Source organism: Stenotrophomonas sp. CC22-02 (assembly GCF_004365115.1).
Lineage (GTDB): Bacteria > Pseudomonadota > Gammaproteobacteria > Xanthomonadales > Xanthomonadaceae > Stenotrophomonas > Stenotrophomonas forensis.
Genome location: NZ_SOCO01000001.1, coordinates 2,434,185 through 2,458,491 on the forward strand (window position 1 = coordinate 2,434,185; position 24,307 = coordinate 2,458,491).

The 24,307-nt window shown below is 67.0% G+C and carries 18 protein-coding genes; 7 read left to right on the forward strand and 11 right to left on the reverse strand.

Features of this window, described 5'->3' with window-relative positions; translation table 11 throughout:
• The first annotated feature begins 99 nt into the window (after nucleotides 1-99).
• Nucleotides 100-948, forward strand: a complete 849-nt coding sequence (locus N440_RS11230; protein ID WP_133935122.1) for an endonuclease/exonuclease/phosphatase family protein — start codon at nucleotides 100-102, stop codon at nucleotides 946-948.
• Nucleotides 949-1,149: 201 nt separating this feature from the next.
• Here the strand turns inward: N440_RS11230 and N440_RS11235 are convergent, their stop codons facing one another.
• Nucleotides 1,150-1,761 (reverse strand): superoxide dismutase, encoded by a 612-nt coding sequence (locus tag N440_RS11235; protein WP_005410310.1) that lies wholly within the window; start codon nucleotides 1,759-1,761, stop codon nucleotides 1,150-1,152.
• Between the two features lie 219 nt (nucleotides 1,762-1,980).
• On the opposite strand from N440_RS11235, the gene N440_RS11240 reads away from it, so the two are divergent.
• Entirely contained in the window at nucleotides 1,981-2,433 is a 453-nt protein-coding gene (locus N440_RS11240) for a ribonuclease domain-containing protein (protein WP_133935123.1), read from the forward strand.
• Nucleotides 2,433-2,846, forward strand: a complete 414-nt coding sequence (locus N440_RS11245) for a barstar family protein (RefSeq protein WP_133935124.1) — start codon at nucleotides 2,433-2,435, stop codon at nucleotides 2,844-2,846. The genes N440_RS11240 and N440_RS11245 overlap by 1 nt, the downstream gene beginning before the upstream one ends.
• Nucleotides 2,847-2,986: 140 nt before the next feature.
• Here the strand turns inward: N440_RS11245 and N440_RS11250 are convergent, their stop codons facing one another.
• Complete coding sequence (locus N440_RS11250; RefSeq protein WP_133935125.1) at nucleotides 2,987-4,753, reverse strand: hypothetical protein; 1,767 nt, start codon at nucleotides 4,751-4,753, stop codon at nucleotides 2,987-2,989.
• 10 nt (nucleotides 4,754-4,763) lie between these two features.
• Nucleotides 4,764-5,363 (reverse strand): NfuA family Fe-S biogenesis protein, encoded by a 600-nt coding sequence (locus tag N440_RS11255; protein ID WP_006456023.1) that lies wholly within the window; start codon nucleotides 5,361-5,363, stop codon nucleotides 4,764-4,766.
• 90 nt (nucleotides 5,364-5,453) lie between these two features.
• Here N440_RS11255 and N440_RS11260 point away from each other — a divergent pair, with 90 nt between their 5' ends.
• From N440_RS11260 to zupT, 3 genes are all read left to right on the forward strand, one after another.
• Nucleotides 5,454-5,804, forward strand: a complete 351-nt coding sequence (locus tag N440_RS11260; RefSeq protein WP_006456031.1) for a 4a-hydroxytetrahydrobiopterin dehydratase — start codon at nucleotides 5,454-5,456, stop codon at nucleotides 5,802-5,804.
• Nucleotides 5,801-6,217: an energy transducer TonB gene (locus tag N440_RS11265; RefSeq protein WP_049458519.1), complete on the forward strand. Its 417-nt coding sequence runs from the start codon at nucleotides 5,801-5,803 to the stop codon at nucleotides 6,215-6,217. The genes N440_RS11260 and N440_RS11265 overlap by 4 nt, the downstream gene beginning before the upstream one ends.
• 98 nt (nucleotides 6,218-6,315) lie before the next feature.
• Nucleotides 6,316-7,125: a zinc transporter ZupT gene (zupT, locus tag N440_RS11270; RefSeq protein ID WP_006456115.1), complete on the forward strand. Its 810-nt coding sequence runs from the start codon at nucleotides 6,316-6,318 to the stop codon at nucleotides 7,123-7,125.
• Nucleotides 7,126-7,238: 113 nt separating this feature from the next.
• Here zupT and N440_RS11275 read toward each other — a convergent pair whose 3' ends face one another.
• Nucleotides 7,239-8,213 (reverse strand): RluA family pseudouridine synthase, encoded by a 975-nt coding sequence (locus N440_RS11275; RefSeq protein WP_040007401.1) that lies wholly within the window; start codon nucleotides 8,211-8,213, stop codon nucleotides 7,239-7,241.
• Between the two features lie 408 nt (nucleotides 8,214-8,621).
• Here N440_RS11275 and N440_RS11280 point away from each other — a divergent pair, with 408 nt between their 5' ends.
• Complete coding sequence (locus N440_RS11280) at nucleotides 8,622-11,849, forward strand: Rne/Rng family ribonuclease (protein ID WP_133935126.1); 3,228 nt, start codon at nucleotides 8,622-8,624, stop codon at nucleotides 11,847-11,849.
• A gap of 392 nt (nucleotides 11,850-12,241) precedes the next feature.
• Here N440_RS11280 and N440_RS11285 read toward each other — a convergent pair whose 3' ends face one another.
• The 7 genes from N440_RS11285 to N440_RS11315 all read right to left on the reverse strand — a co-directional run bounded on the left by N440_RS11285 (nucleotide 12,242) and on the right by N440_RS11315 (nucleotide 24,264).
• Entirely contained in the window at nucleotides 12,242-13,129 is an 888-nt protein-coding gene (locus N440_RS11285) for an endonuclease/exonuclease/phosphatase family protein (protein ID WP_133935127.1), read from the reverse strand.
• Between the two features lie 2 nt (nucleotides 13,130-13,131).
• The gene (locus N440_RS11290; RefSeq protein WP_133935128.1) at nucleotides 13,132-16,299 is read right to left on the reverse strand and encodes a discoidin domain-containing protein; all 3,168 of its coding nucleotides are present in this window, start codon (nucleotides 16,297-16,299) and stop codon (nucleotides 13,132-13,134) included.
• Nucleotides 16,296-17,132 carry a carbohydrate ABC transporter permease gene (locus N440_RS11295; protein WP_133935129.1) on the reverse strand — a complete coding sequence of 279 codons (837 nt, stop codon included), beginning with the start codon at nucleotides 17,130-17,132 and terminating at the stop codon, nucleotides 16,296-16,298. The genes N440_RS11290 and N440_RS11295 overlap by 4 nt, the downstream gene beginning before the upstream one ends.
• Entirely contained in the window at nucleotides 17,129-18,010 is an 882-nt protein-coding gene (locus N440_RS11300; protein ID WP_005410323.1) for a sugar ABC transporter permease, read from the reverse strand. Before N440_RS11300 ends, N440_RS11295 begins: the two co-directional genes overlap by 4 nt.
• Nucleotides 18,007-19,347 carry a sugar ABC transporter substrate-binding protein gene (locus N440_RS11305; protein ID WP_133936025.1) on the reverse strand — a complete coding sequence of 447 codons (1,341 nt, stop codon included), beginning with the start codon at nucleotides 19,345-19,347 and terminating at the stop codon, nucleotides 18,007-18,009. Before N440_RS11305 ends, N440_RS11300 begins: the two co-directional genes overlap by 4 nt.
• Before the next feature lie 4 nt (nucleotides 19,348-19,351).
• Nucleotides 19,352-20,956 carry a glucoamylase family protein gene (locus tag N440_RS11310; protein WP_133935130.1) on the reverse strand — a complete coding sequence of 535 codons (1,605 nt, stop codon included), beginning with the start codon at nucleotides 20,954-20,956 and terminating at the stop codon, nucleotides 19,352-19,354.
• A gap of 251 nt (nucleotides 20,957-21,207) precedes the next feature.
• Nucleotides 21,208-24,264, reverse strand: a complete 3,057-nt coding sequence (locus N440_RS11315) for a TonB-dependent receptor (RefSeq protein ID WP_133935131.1) — start codon at nucleotides 24,262-24,264, stop codon at nucleotides 21,208-21,210.
• Nucleotides 24,265-24,307 lie beyond the last annotated feature (43 nt).

Consider the following 24,307-nt stretch of genomic DNA (forward strand, 5'->3'; position numbering starts at 1 on the left):
GCTGCAGGGCTGCATGACAACGGTGCCAATCCATGGCAGGCGCTCCTGGCTGTGCCGGAAGTCACGGCACCTGCACGACAAAAGCGTAAACTTATCGTTATGCGCCCCCTCGCCTACGCCCGACTCCTGCTCAGCTGCCTGCTGCTGTTGCCGGCGTTGCAGGCCCAGGCGCGGCCACAGGCGCCGGCCTCGGCCAGCAGCGAGGGTGAGCCCCGGCAACTGACCGTGGCCGCACTGGAACTGCCCAGCCGCGACGATGCGCAATGGAAGCAGCGCCGCGAGCAGGTCGCACAACTGTTGACCGACCTGCAACCGGACGTGATCTCGGTGCAGCAGGTACTGCAGCAGCAGGGCCGCAACCCGGCCTGCTGGCTGGCCAGCCGGCTGCGCTACAGCTGCGACTTCGTCACCGCCGACCCACCCAGCCAGCCGCTGCGGCATGGCAATGCCATGCTGACCCGGCTGCCGGTCAGCGAGGACGGGGTCACCCTGCTGCATCCACCCGGCACGTTCAGCGCGGCCGGCATGATGCGCCTGAAGCTGGGCCAGGCGCTGGTCAACATCTACGTGGCGCGGCTGCGCCCGGAGCCGGACGAGGCCACCGCGCGCCAGCACCAGACCAACGACCTGATGACCTGGATCGGCGCCACGGCCGAGGGCATGCCCAGCCTGATCGCCGGTGACTTCTCGGCCGCCACTGTGGAACTGGTGCGCAGCACGCCCGGCTTCCAGCCGGCCCGGCGCAATCCCGGCGGCCGCCCGGAACCGCCAGCGGCCAGTGGCGGTGGAGCCAGCGGTCATGGCCTGGACGTGCTGTTCCAGGTCAAGCATTTCGGCGGCATCCGCCAGCAGCCGATCCTGCTGCCCGCCGATGGCGACCTGCCCGGCCTGCGCCTGGGCGTGATGGCAACCCTGCGCCTGCAGGGCGATACGGCCACCGCGGAATAGCCCCGCCTTCGGCTGCGGTGGGTGCCGGTTGTGGGTGCCGACGGTGGGTGCCGACCTTGGTCGGCACATCCCTGCCGCGCGCGCAGATGCTTCCGTGCCGACCAAGGTCGGCACCCACCAGCATCGGCCCCGCTTCCCGAATCCGGGCAACAAAAAGGCCGGGGTCTCCCCCGGCCTTTTCATTTCAACCCGTGACGCCGATCAGGCAATCGCTTCCTGGTAACGGCGCTCGACTTCGTTCCAGTCGATCACGTTGAAGAACGCGCCGATGTATTCCGGACGGCGGTTCTGGTACTTCAGGTAGTACGCGTGTTCCCACACGTCCAGGCCGAGGATGGGGGTGTTGCCTTCCATCAGCGGGCTGTCCTGGTTGCCGGTGCTCTCGACCACGACCTTCTTGTCCGGGGTCACGCTCAGCCATGCCCAGCCGCTGCCGAAACGGGTCAGCGCGGCCTTGGTGAAGGCGTCCTTGAACTTGTCGAAGCCGCCCAGGTCCTTGTCGATGGCCTTGGCCACGTCGCCTACCGGGTTGCCGCCGGCATTCGGCGCCATCACGGTCCAGAACAGCGAGTGGTTGGCATGGCCACCCCCGTTGTTGCGCACCGGGCCCTGCAGGTTCTCCGGCAGCGACTTCAGCTTCTTCACCAGCTCTTCGACCGGCAGGTCAGCGTACTCGGTGCCTTCCAGCGCCGCGTTGACGTTGTTGATGTAGGTCTGGTGATGCTTGGTGTGATGGATTTCCATCGTCGCCGCATCGATATGCGGTTCCAGCGCGTCGTAGGCGTAGGACAGCTTGGGCAGGGTATAGGCCATGATGCATCTCCTGATTGCGAGGGCACCCGACGGTGTCGGGCAGTGCGCGGTGAATGATGGGGACAGACCGCAAGATTACCAAGGGGGATGTAAAGGAAATTGCGTCCTGCCGGTGAGCATGCCGGCAATTGTTACGCAGCGGTGACGCTGCACGTTCCTCATGCCCCATGCAGCGCGCAGGCGTTACAGTGCGTGCCTTGCCCTCGCCTGCCCGTGCCCATGCGCAACCCCCGGCTGCTGATCACCGCCATCGCCCTTCTGCTGCTCGGGCTGGTCGCCAACCACTTCATGCAGCGTGCGCCGGCGCCGCAGTTCGCGCCGGACCTGCAGGGCGCGCCTGCCGCGCAGGCCCCGGCCACGCCGGCAGCCCGCACCGATGGCGGGTTGCCCGCGTTCCTGCCCGCCGAGGCGCGCCAGACCATCGCGCTGATACAGCGTGGTGGTCCGTTCCCGCATCGCCAGGACGGCAGCACCTTCGGCAACCGCGAGCAGCAGCTGCCGCAGCGCGCGCGCGGCTACTACCGCGAATACACTGTCGACACTCCCGGCGCACGCACCCGTGGCACGCGCCGCATCGTCACCGGTGGCGATCCGCCGGAGGCGTGGTACTACACCGACGACCACTATGAATCGTTCCGCAGCTTCACCGTACCGGCCCAGGGAGCGCAGTGATGAGCCACGATGATTTCGGCCTCGGCCTGCATGACATCAACAATGCCGGCGTCTACGCCATCGACAGCGACGACATCGACGCGCTGGCGGCGGCGATGCGCGATGCCGGCCTGAAGGTGCTCCGCATCGACCTCGAGGGGGTGGCCGACAAGCGCACCCTGCTGGCACGGCTGGCGGCGCAGCTGGATTTCCCGGCAGGCTTCGGCGGCAATTGGGATGCCCTGTCGGACAACCTGCGCGATCTGCAATGGCTGCCGGCCAACGGCTACGCGCTGTTCCTGGCCGACGTGGACGCCCTGCGTGCGGACGCGCAGAAGGACTTCGACACCCTGCTGGAGGTGATGGACGAAGCCAGCCGTGACTGGGTCGGCCGTGACGTACCGTTCTGGGTATTCCTGTCGCAGAGCGCGTGAGGTCACTGCCCTGGCGGATGCCGACCTTGGTCGGCATGCGTGCTCCGGTAGATGCCGACCTTGGTCGGCGTTTCTGTGCCAACCAAGGTTGGCACCTACCAAAGCGCGAGCCGGCCAGCGTGCGGGGCGCGGCCCCCTGCCTAGTGGCTGCCGTTATCTTCCTGCAGTTCCTTTTTGAACGGGATGTCCGGCGGCGGACGCGCCACCGCTGGCTGGTCCTGCATGTTCGGGTTGGTCAGGCCACAGCCACCACCGGCCTGCAGGATCGAGATCACGCAGGAGATCTTCGTGCCGGTGCCCGGCAACGGAATCTCCATCGACTTGATGCCCTTGCGCACCCACTCGGCCAGCAGCGACTCCTGCGGCACCCAGTACTTGTCGAACGAGGTCGGCGTGTAGTCGTACGGCGGCCGCTTCAACCAGGTGCCGGACTGGGCGATACGCTCCTTGGTCCAGCCATCGTTGGCACCTCCCGGTGCGCCCCGTTCGGCGTGCCCGTCGCCCTCCTGCCCCGGCACCCGCACGCTGCCATCGGCATTGAACAGACCGCTGCCCTTGCCGGAAGTACTGGCCTGGTGTGCGCCACTGCTCGCACCGTCGCGGTTGCGGCTGGATGCACCCCAGTCATCGCCCTTGGCAGGCGTGGCCCAATTGCCCGGGTCGGGTGCCGGGCGCGCGCCGGCCTGGGCCGGTGCGGTACTGGATGCCGACGTGCGCGCCTTCGTGCTGCTGGCCTGCGCCGCGCTGCTGCTGGCCGCAGGCGCAGCAGTGGCCGCGGGGGCACTGCCACTGGAAGGTGATGGCGCCGCCGCTGGTGCCGAGGCGACTTCGCGTTCGCGCACCTGCACGTCACGGCCCGCCGGCGCATGTACGGTCGGCTCACGGCCGGCCACGGTCGCCATCCGCACCTGCGGATCGACCACGGCCTGCACCTCGCGTTCGCGCACCTGTACTTCCTGTTGCGGAAGGCGTACCTGCACATCCGCGGTGCGCAGCGGCTGCGGCGCCACCGGGGCGTCGACCGTACTGACTTCGCGCTCCTGTACCTGGATGTCACGCAACTGCGGCGTGCGCACCGCGACGGCCGGTGCATGCAGCGGCGTCGGCGCAGCGGGCGCCTGCAGCGGCTGCACGCTGCGCTCGCGCACCGTGGCTGTGGTGTCGCGCGGCACGATGCTGACTTCGGTGCGCGGCACGCTGACCGGCGGCACCACGAAGTCGGTGCTGGCCTCGGCCACCTCGGTGGCCTGCACTGGAGACGGCGGCGGTGCCGCGACCGGCGCGGGTTCGGCTTCAGCCGGCGGCGCAGGCACGCTGGCGGTCGCTGCCGGCGTAGGCATGGGCGCAGGCGCCGACGCTGCGGCGGGACGCGGTTGCGGTGCGGTGGCGGCTCCCGCCTCGCGGCCGGCCGCCACCTGCCCGGCCGGCGCGGCGGCAGCGGCTTCGGCGCCCGGCTGGTCGCCACCGCCTTCCTGGGTAGCGCGGCCGACGAATTCCACCTGCACGCGCTCGCCTTCAGCGCCCTCTTCCTCCGGCGCCGTGGTGCGGATCACCGCCACCCACAGCAGCAGCACGAAGAACAGCAGATGCAACAGCGCGCTGGCCAGAGCCGAGGTCCAGCGCATCCAGCGCTGATCGCGCGGTGCGGCATCCCAGTCCTGCCAGAACAACCGGCGCAGCGCCTGCCATGGGGACAAGCGCGGTGATTGCCCGGGCGGCCCGGGCAACGGACGCGGCAGCAGCACGTCGATGACGTCCCGCGCATGCAGTGGCCGCGGCAACGGACCGAGCGAGCGCAGCCACAGCGCCCAGCCATACGGCAGGCGCGTGGTTTTCTCGAGGACGGCCCCGGGCTGCTGGCGCGCCAGCAGCAGGTCGATGAGCTGCTCGGCCCGGGTCAGAGGCACGCGTCAGCGATCAGGCGGCGTTGCCGCGAGGAATGTACGGCGCGTGGCCACTGTCGTGGTCGGTCGCATCACGTACAGCGGTCACGCCCGGCACGCGGCCCATCAGGGTCTTCTCGATACCCTGCTTGAGGGTCACGTCGGCCATGCCGCAGCCCTGGCAGCCACCACCGAAGCGCAGCAGCACCACGCCGTCGGCCGAGACTTCCTGCACGGCCACCTTGCCGCCATGCGAGGCCAGCTGCGGATTGATTTCGTTCTCGACCACCCAGTGCACGCGCTCGACCAGCGAGGCGGCATCGCCGGGCGCTTCGCCCTTGATGCGCGGCGCCTTGATGGTCAGCTGCTGGGCACCGGCGGTACCGGCGACGATGTCGATCTCGGCGCCATCGAGCCAGCCGACGCTGCTGGCATCGACGTAGAGAGTGAAACCATCGCAGTCCACCGCCCACTCGTCGCCGAGCAGGTCGGTCGGTTCGGCGAATTCCAGCCGGGCATCGGCGCGCGGGGTACCGGGATCGACCGCGCTCAGGCGCACGCCCATGCCGGGCACGCCCTCGCGTTCGATCAACTTGCGGAAATGGGTCTGGGCAGTGTCGGAGATCTGGATCATCAGGCTATTCTAGCCAAGTAAGCGTCAGCCGCTCATTCGGTTTATACACCGTCCGGCGCATTGTTCAGTCAACACGAGGTGGAGATTCCCATGGCCGACCTGATTCCACTGGCCCAGGCCCGTTGCGTGCCGCGCAAAGGCAGCGACCACAAGCTTGGCGAAGCCCGCCTGGCCGAACTGCTGCCGCAGATTCCCGGCTGGGAGCTGAGCGAGGGTGGCCAGGCCCTGTCGCGCACCTTCCGCTTCAAGGATTACTACGCCACCATGGCCTTCGTGAACGCGCTGGCCTGGATCGCCCACCGCGAGGACCACCATCCGGACCTGGGCGTGCACTACGACCGCGCGGTCGTGCGCTTCTCCACCCACGACGTGGGCGGCCTGAGCGAGAACGACTTCATCTGCGCGGCAAAGACTTCGGCCCTGACGGAGCAACTGCCATGAACGTACGCCTGCTGAGCCTGTCCCTGTTCGCTGCGACCGGCCTGGCCGGCTGCGGCGCGTCCGAACCGCCGGCACCGCCCCCGCCGCCGCCGACCGAAGTGGCCGCGGTGAAGACGCCGCCGCCGCAGTACCCGCTGGAACTGGCCTGCATGGGCGTGGGCGGCACCAGCACTTTCAAGGTCACCATCGGTACCGACGGCAAGCCGAGCGAGGTCGCCCTGCTGACCGGCGCCGGCAACCCGCAGCTGGACGAGCTGGCCAAGACCGCCGTGCAGGGCTGGCAGTTCAATGCCGCCACCCGCAACGGCCAGCCGGTGCCGGCCACCATCCAGGTGCCGGTCAGCTTCAACCCGCCGCAGCCGAAGCCGGACCAGTGCTTCGCCATCGAAGAACGCCTGCGCCGCGGCGGTTGATCACGCGCGCCCCGACGAGGCCAGCCGACGCCCGCCTCGCCCTCGCCGCCCCGGCCTTGCCCGGGGCGGTTGTCTGTTGACCAGGATCGCGTCGGTACATGCTGCAGATTCCCCCCGAAAACGTCTGGATCGCGCTCGCGGTCACCCTCGCGGCCGGTCTCGCCACCGCCATCGGCAGCCTGCTGGTGCTGTTCTCGCGCCGGCCCAATCCGCGCCTGCTGGCCTTCGGTCTGGCCTTCGCCGGCGGCGCCATGGTCTACGTGTCGCTGTCGGAGATCCTCAACAAGTCCATTGCATCCTTCGCGCTGGCCTATGGCGAGCGCACCGGCTTCACCTACGGCACCCTGGCGTTCCTGCTGGGCGTGATCGTGATCGTGCTGATCGACCACTTCATCCCCAACCCGCATGACAGCCTGGACAAGCAGGACCCGGCATTCCGCGAGAACAGCCGCGAGTACCTGAAGCGGGTCGCCCTGCTGACCTCGATCGCTATCACCGCACACAACTTCCCGGAAGGGCTGGCAACGTTCTTCGCGACCCTGGAGAGCCCGTCGGTAGGCATGCCGCTGGCCTTCGCCATCGCCATCCACAACATTCCGGAGGGCATCGCGATCGCGGTGCCGGTGTACTTCGCCACCCAGAACAAGTTCTATGCGTTCAGCGCCAGCCTGCTGTCGGGCCTGGCCGAGCCGGTGGGCGCGGCGCTGGGCTACTGGCTGCTGTCCGGATCACTGTCGCACGCCACCTTCGGCTGGGTGTTCGGGCTGATTGCCGGCGTGATGGTGTTCCTGGCGCTGGACGAGCTGCTGCCGGCGGCCAAGCGCTATGCGAAGGGCCACGAGACGGTGTACGGGCTGGTGGCGGGCATGGGCACGCTGGCGATCAGCCTGGTGCTGTTCAAGTGGTGAGGAATTCCAGGCCCGCCCCGTAGAGTCGAGCTTGCTCGACTGACATTCCTCGACCGAACAGCAGTCGAGCAAGCTCGACTCTACAAGGGGATACGGCGCGCTGCCTGTCCTGCCTACTTCAGCCGATCCAGCGCCTCGACCAGCTCGTCGGCCAGCGGCGCGTTCAGTACGTACGGGCTCTTGCCGTCGTCCAGCGCGAACTCCAGTGACGCCGCGTGCAGGAACAGGCGCTTCAGCCCGATCTGCTCACGAAGCCGCTTGTTGACGACCGGATCGCCATATTTGTCGTCACCGGCCACCGGATGCCCCAGGTGCTGGGCATGCACGCGGATCTGGTGGGTGCGGCCGGTCTCGATGCGGACCTCGCAGTACGAATGCCCGCCGCGACGCTCCAGCACGCGGAAGTGGCTGATCGATTCCTTGCCGATCGCGTTGACCTGCACATGGCGCTCGCCGCCCTGGCGCAGGCCCACGTGCAGCGGCGCATCGACCGTCATCACGCCGTCGGGCATGCGCCCGGTCAGCAGGGTCAGGTAGCGCTTGCGGATGCCGGCGCCGTGGTCTTCACGCAGCAGCGCCTGCAGCTCGCTCAGCGCCGAGCGCTTCTTGGCCACGATCAGCAGGCCCGATGTGTCGCGATCCAACCGATGGACCAGCTCCAGGGTCTGCCCCGGGCGCAGCGCACGCAGGGTCTCGATGGCGCCGAAACTGATGCCGCTGCCGCCGTGGCTGGCCACGCCGGTGGGCTTGTTCAGGGCCAGCAGGCGGGCGTCCTCGAAGACGATGGCCTGTTCCAGCCGGCGCATGAACGCCTCCGGCGGACCTGCCTTGTCTCCCTCTTCGGTGAGACGAACCGGCGGCACACGCACCTCGTCTCCGGCCTCCAGCTTGCGTTCGGCCTTGGCCCGGCCGCCGTTCACCCGCACCTGGCCGCTGCGCACCAGCTTGTAGACCAGGCTGCGCGGGGCGCCTTTCAGCTGGCCGAGCAGGAAGTTGTCCAGGCGCTGGCCGGCGCGGTCGGCGGGAACGGTGATCATGCGCACGGAAGGCTTGTCGCCAGCGGGCTTGGTGGGGTCTTGGGCGGTCATCAGGCTGTTTATTCTGTTACACTCGGGGGGCGAGATAAGGGATTGATTTCGTTGGAAGTTACTCAGGGCCAGAAGCCCAGCTTCCGACGAATCCGGCACAGTGCGCGACCACCGCCCGCGGGGCGGCCATGTTAGCGGCTCACCGGCCTTCCCGGCCATCGCCGGATGCCTGACACGCAACCGTGCTGAACATGTCCCGCGTGGCGCTCCAGCCTGGCTGACAGCTGCCTGCGGCCCTGCAACACCCAAAAACCCATAAGAGTGAAGCGCTCCCGCGGCCTGCCGTGGTGTCGTAGCGCTGGAAACCCAAGCCGCCCTCCCCGCGCTTGCGCGAATGGGCGGCGAGCCGTGTCCAGAGGCGAAACCCCATGGCGTTCCGCGCGGTAGCCGCTTGCGAGGAACGCAACAATGAAGCGAATGCTGATCAACGCCACGCAGGCTGAAGAGCTGCGTGTTGCCATCGTGGATGGCCAGTCGTTGTATGACATCGACATCGAACAGCCGTCGAAGGAACAGAAGAAGTCCAACATCTACAAGGGCCGGATCTTCCGCATCGAGCCCTCGCTGGAAGCGGCCTTCGTCGAATACGGTGGTGGCCGCCATGGCTTCCTGCCGCTGAAGGAAATCTCCCGCGACTACTTCCAGGCCGGTGTCGACCACAACAAGGCCGGCATCCGCGAGCTGCTGCGGGAAGGCCAGGAAATCGTCGTCCAGGTGGACAAGGAAGAGCGTGGCAACAAGGGCGCCGCCCTGACCACGTTCATCTCGCTGGCCGGCCGCTACATGGTGCTGATGCCGAACTCGCCGAGCGCGGGCGGTGTCTCCCGTCGCATCGAAGGCGAAGACCGGGCCGCGCTGAAGGACGCCCTGGACAAGCTGAACATCCCCGACGACATGGGCGTGATCATCCGCACCGCCGGCGTCGGCCGCGATGCCGAAGAGCTGCAGTGGGATCTGGACTACCTGCTCAACGTCTGGCGTGCCATCGCCGAAGCGGCACTGAGCAAGCCGGCCCCGTTCCTGATCTACCAGGAATCGCGCCTGATCGTGCGCGCCCTGCGTGACTACCTGCGCGCCGACATCGGCGAGATCCTGGTCGACACCGAGGAGATGTACGAGCACGCCCGCGAGTTCATGCAGCAGGTGATGCCGCAGACCCTGCGCAAGCTCAAGCACTACAAGGACGACATCCCGCTGTTCAACCGCTTCCAGATCGAATCGCAGATCGAAGGCGCCTACGAGCGCAACGTGCGCCTGCCGTCGGGTGGCTCGATCGTGGTCGACCAGACCGAAGCGCTGACCGCAGTCGACGTCAACTCCTCGCGCGCCACCAAGGGCAGCGACATCGAGGACACCGCGTTCCAGACCAACCTGGAAGCGGCCGAGGAAGTGGCCCGCCAGCTGCGCCTGCGCGACCTCGGCGGCCTGGTGGTGATCGACTTCATCGACATGGCCTCCAACAAGCACCAGCGCGAGGTCGAGAACCGCCTGGCCAACGCGCTGAAGTACGACCGCGCGCGCGTGCAGGTCGGCCGCATCTCGCGCTTCGGCCTGCTGGAAATGAGCCGCCAGCGCCTGCGTCCGAGCCTGGGCGAGTCCAGCCAGATCGTCTGCCCGCGTTGCGACGGCCACGGCCGCATGCGCAGCGTCGAGTCGCTGTCGCTGTCGATCATCCGCGTCGCCGAAGAGCATGCGATGAAGGAGAACACCGGGCAGGTGCTGGTCCAGGCCCCGGTGGAGATCGCCAATTACCTGCTGAACGAGAAGCGCAGCGCCCTGCGCGAGATCGAGCAGCGCCACGAGGCGCCGATCGTGATCGTCGCCGACGAGCAGCTGCACACCCCGCACTACACCGTGACCCGACTGCGCGAGAACGAGCTGGGCGAAGAGAGCAACAAGCCCAGCTACCAGCGCGGTACCCCGCGCAAGCTGCCGGTGCACGCCCTGACCAAGGGCCAGCTGAACATCCCGCCGCCGGCGGTGACCCAGGTCAAGCACACCTCCCCCGCCCCGGTGCGCGAGGAAGTGGAGCCGGCCGCGGCCGCTCCGGCCCCGGTCGTGGCCGCGCCGGTGGCGCAGGCTCCGAGCGGTGGCGTGATCGGTTGGCTCAAGCGTGTATTCGGTGGCGAACCGGCCCCCGCGCCGGCGCCGGCAGCCCCGGCGGCACGCCAGCAGCAGGACGGCGGCCGCAAGGACCGCAACAAGGATCGCAACAAGGACCGCAAGGACCGTCGCGACGACAACCGTGGCAACGGCGGCAACGGCAACGCGCAGCAGCAGAAGGACGGCGGCAACCGCAAGGACCGCGGCGAGCAGCGCAAGGACGGCCGCAACGGTAACAACGGCAATGCCCAGCAGCAGCCGCAGCAGGGCAGGCAGAAGGAGCCGCAGCAGAAGGATGGCCAGCAGCCGCAGCAGCAGAACAAGCCGCGCAACGAGCAGCAGGGCCAGAACCCGCAGCAGCCGAAGCTGAAGCAGCCGAAGCAGCCGCGCCCGCAGCAGGATGGCGACAAGCCGGCCGAGAAGCCGCAGCGCAACGCCGCCGACGCACCGACCGAAGCCGTGACTGCGGCTGCAGCCGTGGCCGCCACGGCGGTCGCCGCCAACGTGGTGACTGCGCAGGAAGCGACTACACCGGTGGCGCCGGTCGTCCCGGTGTCCGCCGCTCCGGTGGACGCCGCAGCACCGGTCGAGACCACTGCCAATGCTGCCAGCGAGGCCGAGGGGGTTGCGGTCGCCGGTGAAGAAGCTGCAGCCGACGCCAATGGCGAGCAGGCGGGCGAAGGCGCGACCCGCCGTCGTCGTGGCCGTCGTGGTGGCCGCCGCCGTCGTCGCGGTGGTGCCGAGAACGCTGCCGGCAGCGACGTCCTGGGCGATGACCAGGACGACGGTGACGACGGCGATGACACTGATGTCGCCGAGCCGACCGCCGACAGCACCGCTGGCACCGCCCCGGTCGCTGCTGCGCAGCCGGCTCGTTCGCAGCCGGAGTTCGACTTCGATGATGAAGTCGAGCCCGCCACTACCGACGCCGCAAAGCCGGTTCGTGCTGCCGCCGCCGTTGCCGCCGCGCCGGTTGCCGTGGTGAGCAGCGCGGTGGTCGAAGCCGCCGCCCCGGTCGTGGCCGAGGTGCAGGCTCCGATTGAAGCCGCCACCAAGGCCGAACCGGCACCTTCGCCGGTGCAGACCAGCATGCTCGATGCCATCGACGCTGCGACCCCGGTGCAGCCGGTGGCCGTTACGGCTCCGGTGGCGGAAGCGGCGCCGGCGGTGGTCGCGACTGCCCCGGCCGTCGAAGCCGCTCCGGTGGTTGAGGCGACGCCGGCCGTGGTCGAGGCTGCGCCGGTGGTGGAATCGAAGCCGGTGGTGGTTGAAACCGCCCCGGTGATGGAGGCCGCTCCGGCGATTGAAGCCGAGCCGGTCGTCGAGACCGCGCCGGTCGCCGAACAGCCGGTCGCCCCGGTGGCGGTCGAGGCCGCTCCGGTTGAAACCGCTGCCCCGGTCGCCGAGGCCGTGGTGGCACCGTCGATTGACCCGGTTGCCGATGGTCACACCGACGCTGCGGCCCAGGCTGCCGAAGCCAAGGCTGACGAAGAAGACGAAGAGGCCGCCAAGCGCACGCCGCCGGCGAACTGATCGCTCTTTGATCATGTGAAAGCAGAACGGCGGGGATCGATGATCCCCGCCGTTTTTGTTTGTGTGATTGGCGCCGGCTTCGCCTTAGAGGGGCCAACCTTGGTTGGCGCCGTTGATTGAATGCACACGGACACGCCGGTGCCAACCAAGGTTGGCACCCACCAGGGCACCACCTGCGCACGGCCACTGCTTTGGTAGAGGCCAACCTTGGTTGGCGCCGTTGATTGAATGCACGCGGACACGCCGGTGCCAACCAAGGTTGGCACCCACCGGGCACCACCTGCGCACGGCCACTGCTTTGGTAGAGGCCAACCTTGGTTGGCGCCGTTGATTGAATGCACACGGACACGCCGATGCCAACCTTGGTTGGCACCTGCCAAAGCGCGTCTGCGTCAGGGTTTCGGTGCGAACTGCAGGCGGGTCCACACGCCGTAGTGGTCCGAGGCCCAGCGTCCGCTGTCGTCGGGCTGGTCGAACAGCAGCTTCGCCTCGCGCGCGACCATCTCGTCCTGCTGGAAGAAGATGTGGTCGATCCGCGAGGGTGCCTGGTAGTAGTGCCGGTTGAGGGTGCTGACCCCTGCCAGGTCCGTATTGACATGCACGCTGCCGTAGCTGTCGCCGTAATGGCTGCGCAACTCGCTCAGGTCGCCGGCATCCACCAGCGCGTTGAAGTCACCGGCAATCACCACCGGCGCACCGGCCGACGTTGTGGTGATATAGCGCAGCAGGTCCTCCACCTGGCTGCGACGGATGCCCTGGCCACGCTCGTCGTTGCGCTCGTTGAGATGCGTGGCGTAGACATTCACTGGCACTCCATCGACATCGATGCGCAGATGGGCGACGGTGCGGTAATCGTCCAGCGGCTGCAGCAGATGATCGCCGTGGGCCAGGATCGGACGCCGGGTCAGCAATGCGTTGCCGTAGCGCTTCGGGGCCCCGACCGGATCGGTGGACACGAACACATACCGGTAGCCGAGCTGGCTGGCCAGCCACTGCGCCTGGTTGCGGACATTGCGCCGCTGGATCACCTCCTGCAGGGCAACCGCATCCGGCTGCAGACGCTTGAGCTCGGCCAGGATGGTGCGGCGACGACTCGGCCAGTCCTCGCGGTCGTGATGCAGATTGAAGGTGACCATGCTCATGCCGGGCGCATTGGCCACCTCAGCCGACGCGGCGGTGGCCGCAGGCTCGATCGCCATCACCACACCCGGCAGCGCCATTGCAATCGCCAGCCCCAGGGCGCGCACCGACGTGCGCACCCTCGCCCCCTGCTGCTTCATCGTTACTGTCCCTTGCGTTCGGCGCGGCGCACCGCGCTCGGCACGTCGATCTCGACCCGCGCCGGCAGCTGGTGCACGTGCAGTTCCTTGTTGATCCACTCGACCGCTTCACCGTTGACGGTGGCATCGCCCGGATCACCGGCATACGGCCACGGCAGCACCACGCCGCCCACCGGCGGTACCAGGCCCGGCTGCACCTCCAGCGTCAGCTGCTTGTCGCTGCGCTGCAGGCGGTAGTTGAGCTGGCCCTGCGGCGTTCGCAGGCCCTGCACGGCGATGCCTTCGCCCTGCAGCCACGCGACCGGAACGCCCGCGGCCAGCACCAGGGCGTCATCCATGTCGCGGTGATAGGCAAACATGTCCAGCGCCGAGCGCACGAAGTCGGAGGCCACCCAGGCATGCGGCAGGTCACCCACGAAGAACGGCTTGCGCGGCGTGCGTGACACCACTTCGGCCCACTGGTTCCAGGCCTGCGGCGCACGGTCCCTGAAGAAGAACTCGGTGGCCTGCCAGGCGCGGTCACGCCAGCCCAGGCGCACGAACGCGGCAACGTTGCGCCACTCATACGGGGTGTAGTCCTTCCATTCCCGCTTGCCATCGCGGCGGGCCACGAATTCGTTCCAGTAGCGTTCGAAGGTCGCTTCCAGCGCCTGCTGCGGCAGGCGGCCCTGCTCACCGCCCGGGGCCAGCGCGATGGTGGTCGAGGTCGCATCGAAATCACCCAGCTCGGCCGAACCCGGCAGGTAATCGATGGTGTGCTGCTGCATCGCCGACAGCAGCGAGGCCTGCAGGTCATCGCGGAACTGGTCGCGCGATTCGGCAATCTGCATCGCCTCGACCTTGCCCAGCTGGGTCGCCAGAAGTGCAGCGTCCTTGTAACCGCGCAGTGCCCAGAAGTTGTCCCAGTACGAATGCATCGGCTTGGCCGAATAGCCTTCGTGGCTGATCGACGCCGGCATCATCCCGTAGAAGGCCGGGTTGCGCGCCCGGTTTTCCTCGGTGCGCTCGCTGGCGCGCAGTTGTTCCATGTAGGTATAGGCGCCCTGCACGTGCGGCCACATCAGTTCGACGAAGGTACTGTCGCCGGTGTAGCGCCCATATTCGGCAATGCTGTAGATCAGCTCGCCGTGGCTGTCGTTCTCCGGCACCGGGTCGCTGCCGCGCGCATCGACGCAGCACGGCACCTTGCCGTTCTCGAACTGGTAGGGCGCATACCAGTTGATGTAGTCACGCACGGCGTCGCTGCGGCCCATGCGCAGCAGGCCTTCGGAAATCATCGCGCCATCGCGGATCCAGCTGCGCGCGTAGGAACGCGTACCCGGCTGCAGGCGCGGCCCGACGCGCGAGATCAGCATGTGCGCCACCGCGGTACGCAGGGTATCAACCAGCGCCTGGCCGGCCGCCGGCACCTGCAGCGAAACCACGCCCAGCTTCTGTCGCCACTGCTCAGCCACCTGTGCCTGCGCCTTGGCCACGTCCAGCGCCTTGGGCGCCCAGCCACCGGTCTGCGGCAGCACCACCGCCACTTCGCGGCTCTGGCCGGGCTCCAGCTTGATCGTATACATCAGCGCGCCGGACGCCATGCCGGTGCTGTCCTTCACCGCCGTGGTGGCCGGGTACTTGCCACTGGCCAGATGCATCGCATCGAGCTTGCCGTCGAACGTGCTGGCAAAGCGCGCGTCCGGCACCTGCAGCGGGTAGATGCGCGGCTCACCGTTGACCCTCACCAGCTGCTCGCCGACATCCAGCGCATCGATGCGGCTGAAGCCGCCGATGGTGTTGAGGAACTGGGTCGGCGGGTTGACCTGCCACGGGCGGATCGCCAGTGCCAGGGTGTACTCGTGTGCGACCTTGTCCGGATTGCTCAGCCGGTAGCGGCCGATCAGCTGCGCGCGCTCCGGCGTGCCCTGCACGAAGCTGGTCACCGCCAGGCCGACCTTCTCGTGTACCCAGTCGACGTTGGCGATCGGCAGATAGTGGTCCTGCAGCGACTGGGTGATGGCCACGTTCGACCAGTCCAGCAGCTTGCCATCGAGCCGGATGAACGGTTCGATGCTGAAGCTGCCCTTGGCCGGCTCCAGTGCGCCGTCTTCGCTGATCAGCGCCTGCTCCTGGCCACCATCGAGTCCCAGCAGGGTCCAGTACGGCTGTTCACCGACGTAGGCGCGCGGCAACGCGCCGCGCGGCAGGTCGGCAGCCACCGACGACAGGAACGCATTCGGAGTGGCAGCGAAGGCCAGCGGCTTCAGCGCGATGTCACGGATGCCATAGCGCCAGTTCGGGCCATCCTGCAGATCGAAGCGCACGTAGCGCGCGTCGGTATCCGGCAACGCCAGCCAGTCGCGGCCACCGGCACCACTGGTCACTTCGCGTACGGTGCGCCAGTCGCGGCCATCTTCCGAGGTGCGCACGGTATAGCGGCGCGCTTCCAGGTCCGGCAGCCAGTCGATCACCGCACCGCCGATCTCGCGGCTCTTGTGCAGGTCCAGGCTGATGGTCTGCTGCTTGACGCCCCCGCTGATCCAGAACGTATCGCTCTTGCCGTCGATCATGCGGTCCTGCAGCGCGGTGGCGGTATCGGCGATCACCGATGGCACCAGCGCTGAATCATCCTGCGGCGGCAGGCCCTGCAGGGTCAGCTTGTCGAAGCACACCGTACCCCGGCCGCCGACCTTGCTGTAGATCGTGAACTCGACCGCGGCACTGCGCGCCATCTCCCTTTCGGGCGACGGCCCCCACGCCTTGTCGATCTGCCGGCGGCGATACTCGACCGGCGTCCACGCCTTGGGGAAGCTGTAGCCGGGACGGTTGACCCACCACACGTTGTCGCCGCTGGCGTCGATCAGCTTGAACTGCAGGTCGTTGCCCGGCGAATCACCGCGCAGCTGGAAGCCGAAGCGATAATTGGCCGGGTACTCGATGTTGAGCGCGCGACGGATGCCGACGTAGCCGGAGACCTTGTGGAAGTCGTAGTCCAGGCACAGCGCGCGGCCGCCACCGGCACCGCTGACCGGGCGCAGCGAACCGCTGACCTGGTCGGACAGCACCAGCTTCCAGGCACCGATATCGTCGAAGTCGTCCAGCACTTTCGGTGCCGGCAGCGCCGGCGGCGCGGCGATCGCCAGGGAGGTCCACAACAGGCCCAGTCCAACGGCGATCGCTCGCTTCATCCCTTGACGCTCCCCAGCAACAGACCTTGGATGTAATACCGCTGCAGCACCAGGAACAGCGCCAGCACCGGGACCACGGTGACCACCGCGCCGGCCATCATCATTTCCACGTCCATGATGTGTTCGCGCGAGAGGGTGGCCAGTGCCACCGGCAAAGTGTAGTGCTCCTGGTCGGTCAACACGATCAACGGCCACATGAAATCGTTCCATGCGCCCATGAAGGTGAAGATCGCCAGGGTCACCAGCACCGGCTTGAGCATCGGCAGCACGATCTGGAAGAAGATGCGCAGCTCCCCTGCCCCATCGATGCGCGCCGCCTCCAGCAGCTCGTCCGGGATCGAACGCGCGTACTGCCGCACCAGGAAAATGCCGAACACGCTGGCCAGCGCCGGCACGATCACGCCGCCGAAGCTGTTGACCAGGCCCAGCTGCTTCATCAGCAGGAACAGCGGCAGCATCGCCACCTGCGCCGGGATCACCAGCGCGGCCATCAGCACCTGGAACAGGCGCTCGCGGCCGACGAAGTTCAGCTTGGCGAACGCATAGCCGGCCATGGTGTTGAGCAGCAGCGAACCAATGGTGATGCCCAGCGACACCAGCAGGCTGTTGGCGAAGTTGCCGCCCATGCCGGTGCGCGCGAACAGCTCATGGTAGTTGTGCGTGGTGATGCTCGAAGGCAGCAGCGGCGGCGGGAGATGGCTGGCCTCGCCCTGCGGCATGAACGAGACCGACACCATCCACAGCAGCGGCGCCAGGCTGACCAGGGCCAGCACCAGCAACGCACCATTGATCATCCACGGGTACCAACGCGACTGGCCGATTTCACGACTCATACCAACTGCCTCTTGCGGCCGAAACGCAGCATCACGGTGGTCACCGCCAGGATGATCAGGAACAGCAGGAACGCCACTGCGGAGGCGCGTCCCAGGTTCCACCACTTGAAGCCTTCCTCGAACATGAAATACAGCACGCTGACGGTGCTCTGCAGCGGATCGCCACGGGTCATCACGTAGGGCTCTGCGAACAGCTGGAAGTAGCCGGACACGGTAATGACCCCGACCACCAGCAGCACCGGGCCGAGCATCGGCAGGGTGATGTGCAGGAACTGCTTCCAGCGCGAGGCGCCGTCGATACGCGCGGCCTCGTACAGGTCATGCGGGATCGCCTGCAGGCCGGCCAGGAAGATCACCATGTTGTAGCCGAAGTTCTTCCACACCGCGAACAGCATGATGGTCGGCATCGCCCAGTTGGGATCGCCCAGCCAGTCGATCGGGCTGATGCCCAGATGGCCCAGTCCGTAGTTCACCAGCCCGTAGCTGGTATGGAACAGGTAGCGCCAGATCACCGCCACCGCCACCAGGGTGGTCACCACCGGGGCGAACAGCGCGGTGCGGAACAGCGCCTTGAAGCGCGCGGCCGGTGCATTGAGCAGCATCGCCGCGCCCAGCGACACACCGATCGACAACGGCACGCCGATCAGCACGAAGTAGGTGGTGTTCCACAACGACTTCCAGAACATCGGTGTCTGCAGCAGATCGATGTAGTTGCCCAGGCCGACGAAACGCAGGTTGCTGCTGTCAGCCAGCGCATACAGGTCGAAGTCGGTCACGCTCAACGCCAGCGCCGAGGCCACCGGCAGGCCGAAGAACACCCCCAGCACGATCAGCGAAGGGCCGGCGAAGATCCAGCCGGCAAGTGAAGTACGTTTCATTGCGCGCTCCCGGCGGCCACGGCACTGCTCGATTGCGGCGACGGCGCACGCTGCTGCAGGCGTTGTTGTTCATGCATCCAGCGGCGCTTGGCCAGCACCTTGTCCACGCGCTGGTCCAGCTCTTCCACCGCCTTGTCCTGCGGCAGGCCACCGCGCACCACCTTTTCGGTGACGATGCGCATTTCCTGCACGATGCGCTCCCACTCGAGCACCTTCGGCGTCGGCTTGACCCGCTCCAGCTGGTCACGGAACGCAACCGCCAGCGGATCGTTGGCCAGCGACGGCGCATTCCAGCTACTGCGGCGCGGCGGCAGGTCGCCGATGATCGAGTGGAAGCGCGCCTGGATTTCCGGCCGCGACAGGAACTCGATCAGCTTCCACGAGGCTTCCTTCTGCTGCGACTTGCGGAAGATCACCAGGCTGGTGCCACCGGCGATGCCGGCCCCGGGGCCGTCCGGCCCCGGCAATGCGGCGGTGCCCCACTGCCCTTCCAGTTCCTTCGGCTGCAGTTTCTTGAACTCGCGAATGTTCCAGGGGCCGGAGATGTAGAACACGTTGAAGCCCCGGAAGAACTCGTCCCAGACGTTGGAAATCTGCGTCTCGGACATCTTCGGCGCCCAGCCCTGCTCGAACATGTTGGCGTAGAAGGCGAGCGTGCGGCGGAATCCCGGGCTGGCGAAATTGCCGCGGGTGTCGTCGTCGCGCAGCAGCGGATCGGGCTGCTGCAGCGCCAGCGACAGCTGCTGCTCGAACTCGTTGATCGGCATCAGCACCGCGTAGCGGTTCGGCCCCTGCATCTTCTTGATCGCGGCCATCTGCTCGTCCCACTCCTGCCAGGTGCGCGGCGGATGGTCGTAGCCGGCCTTGGCCAGCAGATCCTTGCGGTAGTAGATCAGGCGGGTATCGACATACCACGGCACGCCGACCAGCTCGCCATGGATCACGTTGGTATCCCAGATACCCTGGAAGTAGTCCTTCGGGTCCACCACGGACGAACGCTGCACGAACGGCTGCAGCGGCGTCAGCGCGTCGAGTTCGGCGAACTCGGGCACCCAGGTGTTGCCAAGCTGGCATACGTCGGGCAGGCCGTCGGCGGCGAACGCCGTCAGCAGCTTCTCGTGCGCGGCGGTCCAGGGAATGTTCTGCACATCCACCTTGATGCCGGGGTTTTCGGCCTCGAACTCGTGGATCAGCTCGCTGACCACCTCGGCTTCGCGGCCCATCGCCCAGAAGCGCACGGTGGTGGTGCCCGGCTCGGTGCGGGCGCAGCCGGCCACGGCCAGTGCGGCCAAGGCAGGCAGCGCCCAGCGGCGCAGGCGGTCGATCCAGTTCGGCATCGGGTTACTTGCCCTGGCCTGTGGTGCGGTTGGCATTGTTCTTCTGTTCCTGCGCGGCGGCCGCGCGTGATTCGGCGATACCCACCGCGCGTGCCGCCGCGGCCTTTTCGTCCTTCTGCAGTTCAAGCGGCTGGAACGAGCCTTCCGGCGCCAGCCAGCCACCACTGAACCCGGCCCGCTCCAGTCCCTTGCGGATGTACGGGTTCTTCTTCATCACTTCCCACACGAAATCATTCCGGTAGTTGGCGATCATGGTCAGGATCGGGCCCTGGTCGATGGCGATGTAGTCGCTGGCGACCCAGCCACGATCCGGCACCAGGCGACCGGTCTTGATCGGAATGTCGTAGTTGAAGCTGGGATTGAACGAATCCAGGAAGCCGTAGCTGGAATAGATGTAGTCGCCGTAGCGCTTGTGCATCTCCAGCGTGGCCGGGATCACCTGCTCGGGCGCGAACACCACCGATGCAATCGCGGCGGTCGGCGCAATGGTGCCGTCATCGAAGTTCTCGCGCAGGCCGGCGCCGCGCGAGGAATAATGGCGGAACTGGCGCTGCTCGCCCCGGTATTCCTGGGTGGTGTTCTGCGGGCCGTCGCTGGCGGTCAACCCCCACACGTTCTCGCCGTAGTCCTTCCACTGCATCGGGTTGGCGATGGCGTACTCGCGCTGGGCCAGCGCAGCCGAACGGCTGTTGAGGAAATAGGTGCTGCCGCGCTCGCGCATGTACGCGTCCTGGATGTCGCGGAAGTCGATCCAGACGTGGCTGTACTGATGGCCGAACAGCGGGCCGAAGGACAGGTATTCCTGGCCCTGGTAGACACCCCAGTCGTTGTCGTAGGTGCGCGTCCACACCGTCCACGCATCCGGGCTGACCGGGTACGTCGGCGAGCCCAGGGCGAGGATGTAGACCATCATCGCCTCGTTGTAGCCCATCCAGTCGTGGTCGATGAAGCCGCTCTCGGGGAACCAGCCCATCGAGATCAGCGGCGCACGCTGCTGCAGCCACGGCCAGTCGACCTTCTTGTACAGCGTATCGGCGATCTGGCGGATCTCCTTCTCGCGCGGATCGTCACCATCGTAGTAGGACTGCGCGAACAGCACGCCCATCATCAGCAACGCGGTATCCACCGACGAAAGCTCGACCCAGCTGTCGTAGCGCCGGCCTTCCTGCATGTCCAGGAAGTGGTAGTAGAAGCCCTTGTAGCCGGCCTTGCCGGTGCGCTGCGGCCCCATCGGCACGTCGCGGAAGAACTTCAGCGTGGTCAGGGTGCGCTCGATCGCCTGGTTGCGGCTGACCCAGCCGTTCTCGATGCCGATCGGATAGGCGGTCAGCGCGAAGCCGACCGAGGCGATGCTGGCGAACGGCCGCGACGGATAGCGGTCCGGGGTCAGGCCGTTGATCTCGTTGGTGGTGTCCCAGAAGAACTGGAAGGTGCGGCGCTCGATGTCGTCAAACAGCGGCGGCAACTCCGGCTTCATCGGCCGCGGCGGTGCGTCGGCCTCGATCAGGATCACCGGCGGGCGCGGCTTGGCAGGCTCCTGCTGGGCCGGCTGGCAGGCGGCCACGGCCAGGCTCAACGCCGCGGCGGACAACAGATGACGTGCCTGCATGGCGCGGTTCCTCCGGTGGTCTGATCGATGGGAAAGCATAACGTCCAATGATCTGAAATCGTTTACAAGGTGCAGGCTGAAAAAACCACGAAAAACGTGGTTTGACACCGCGATCATTGCCCACGCCGCTGCCCCCTGGCCGGCACCGGCGTGGGCAATGGACCGGCACGACGCCGGCCATTGCCGTTGTTCATCCTGCCGATGCCGCCGGCGGACCGGCGGCATCGGAGTACTGCTGCAGACTGGACCGCTTAGAAGCGGAAGCCCACTTCGGCCTTCACCTGGCGCGGCGTACCGACGATGTCGCCGGTCTCGTTGTAGCTCGCGGTCAGCTTGCCGTTCTTGTAGTAGTTGTAGTTCGAGAAGTTGTCGAAGTTGAACACGTTGATGATGTCGATACGCGCATACAGCTCGGTATCGCCCGGCATCTTGAACGTCTTGGTGGCCTGCAGGTCGACCGAACGGTAGCCGAAGATCTTGCCACCCAGCAGGAACCGGCCATTGCCACCCGGAACCGCCGCCATCGGGGTCGGCAGGTCGAAGCCGTTGGCCTGCGGCACGCCGTACCAGTCGTTGATCGCGGTCGGGGTGGCCAGGGTCAGCTTGCCACCGAAGGTGATGCCCCAGAAGCCCGCGTACGATCCGGTCACCACCAGGCGGTGGCGCGGCGCACCGTTGGAGCGGATGGTCGGGTAGTCACCGATCACGCCGCGGTCGAACGCGTAGTGCTCGTTGATGTCACGGTTGTGGCGGGCCGTGGTCCAGGTGTAGGCGATCGAGGTGCCCCAACCGCTTTCCTGGGTGAACGGCTTCTGCGCCGACAGCAGGATCTGGGTGGCGCGGGTCTTGATGCCCTGCTGGCCGATGATCAGGCTGCCGAAGCCCGGCACGTTGCAGCTCCAGGCCTGGCCCAGGCCGGCCTGGGTACCACCGCACAGGCGCGGGTCATCGAAGAAGTTGCCGGTCGGATAGCGGTTGCCCAGGGTGAAGGCGAAGCCATCGTAGGTCAGCGTGCGCGAGATGGTGGCGTCGGTCAGCCACTCACCGATCTGGTTGCTCATGCCCAGGCTGAACTGGTCGGCGTAAGGCACCTTCAGGTTGTTGTTCAGCAGGTCCACTTCCAGGCCGGCATTGCTGGTCGAACCGACCAGGCTCTGCAGGTTGCCGATGCCATTGAGCAGGTTCGGGTTCCAGTCATAGCAGGCGGCGTTGCCCTGGAAGCACTGGCCCGTGGCCGGGTTGCGGAAGTAGATGGTCGGCTGCGGCAACGCCAGCTTGGTGGTTTCCAGCTGCAGGTAGTCGAACAGGTCGCGGTCGTAGGAACGGCCGGCACCACCGTGGATCACGTGCTGCTCGTCGGCATTGATGTCATACGAGAAGCCCAGGCGCGGCTGCCAGGCATCCTTGAATGCCTTGCGGTTGTGGCCGTTGCTGATGTAGTCGTTGATGTTCAGGCCGCTCAGCGCCAGCGTATCGGCGTAGCTCTGGCCAGCCGCAGCACGCGGGTCCTGCGCGAACAGCGCATTGACCACTTCCGGCGGGGTCACGAAGTCCAGGTAGGACGGGTTCTTCTCGTAGTCCCAGCGCAGGCCGAGGTTCAGCTGCAGGTGGTCGTTGACCTGCCAGTCGTCCTGGATGAACAGGCCGATCTGCTTGACCTTCGAGCGCACTTCGCCGGACACGCCGGACACGCCGGTCACCGGCTTCACGAACTGCGCCTTGTACGGAATGCTGTCCGGGAAGGTCGGGTTGTCGATGGTGTAGTAGAACTGCGGGTTGATCTGCGCCGCGTCGGAGGCGTACAGATCGATCTGCTTGTACTTGGCACCCATCTTGATGGTGTGGTCACCGGCCCACTGGATGCCATCCAGGGTCAGGTTGTCTTCGATCGACCAGCCCTTCTGGCCCTTCACCTGCGACGACATCGCCGACGAGCCGCCGATCGAGACGATCGGGCGCTCTTCGTTGGCGCCGTCCGGAGCGGTGTAGTTGAAGCCGTTGCCCAGGCTCAGCGGCTTGGGATTGTTGAACGAATCCTCGTGGGTGACCATCAGCTCGTTGTAGTAACGCTCACCGCTGTGGTTCCAGCGCAGCGCGTAACGACGGTCGGTGTTCTTGGTTTCCTTGCCGTGCATCGGCGCGGTCTGGTCCGAGAACTGCTGCTGGGTTTCGTCACGGTCCTGGAAGGTCAGTTCCAGGCGGTCGTTGTCGGTCGGCTCGAAGTCGATCTTGCCGAAGATCAGGTCCTGCTGGAACGGCTGGCTGGCCGGGCCCAGGCCTGCCTGTGCGTCGGCCGGCACGCGGTCGGCCTTGCTGGTCACCGCGCCGTGCGGCGCGATGGTCACCGGCAGGTCGAAGCGCTTGGCTTCATAGGTGACGAAGAAGTGGGCCTTGTCCTGGATGATCGGGCCGCCCAGGGCGAAGCCGTATTCCTTCTCGGCCGAGACCATCTTCGACTTGTTCGGCTGACGCTCGGCCGGGGTCATCGCACGCATGTCTTCATCGGTGTAGCGGTAGAACGCCTCACCCTTGAACTCGTTGGTGCCCGACTTGGTCGCCGCGGTGACGGCGGCACTGGAGACCTGGCCATACTCGGCCTTGTAGTTGCCGGTGATGACCTTGTACTCGCCGATGGCCAGCTGCGGGAACGGGTTGCCCGCGCTGCCGGACTGGCCGGCGACGCCGCCGCCCTTCACGTAGCTCTTCTGGCCCACGCCGTCGATGTAGACGTTGGTACCGTCGGAGTTGGTGGCACCGCCGCGCAGCGAGGTGTTGCCCTTGGCATCGCGGGTGAAGATCATGCCCGGGACCGCGTCGGCGAACTCCAGGAAGTTGCGCGAGACCTGCGGGGTGGTCTGGATCTGCTGCAGGCTGACGGTCTTGCCGACTTCAGAGGTGCGCACTTCCTGCAGCAGGGTCGGTGCGACGACGTTGACGGTGTCCAGGTTGGTCGCTGCGGTCGAACCCGGGGTGCTGCTGGCCGCACCGGCGAAGTTCAGGGTGGCGGTCGAGGCCACGGTGACGGTGACCTTCTGCGACTGGCCATTGGCGACCACGTCATAGGTGCCCGGGTCCAGGCCCATCAGCGAGTAGCTGCCGTCGGCACGGATGGTGCCGCGGCGGACGGTGCCGGTGGCCACGTTGGTGGCGGTGACTTCGGTGCCCGCCTGGGCGCCGGCCACCTGGCCACGAAGGCTGGCATTGGCCGACTGCGCCATGACGTTCGGAGCGGCGGCCAGCATCAGGCAGCTGACCAGTGCGGTGCTCAGCAGCCGGCGGGCCGGCGTGCGGAAGGTGGTGTGCATCATCAACTCAATCTCCGGGTGGCGGTGACCGCTTGCGCGGTCCCTG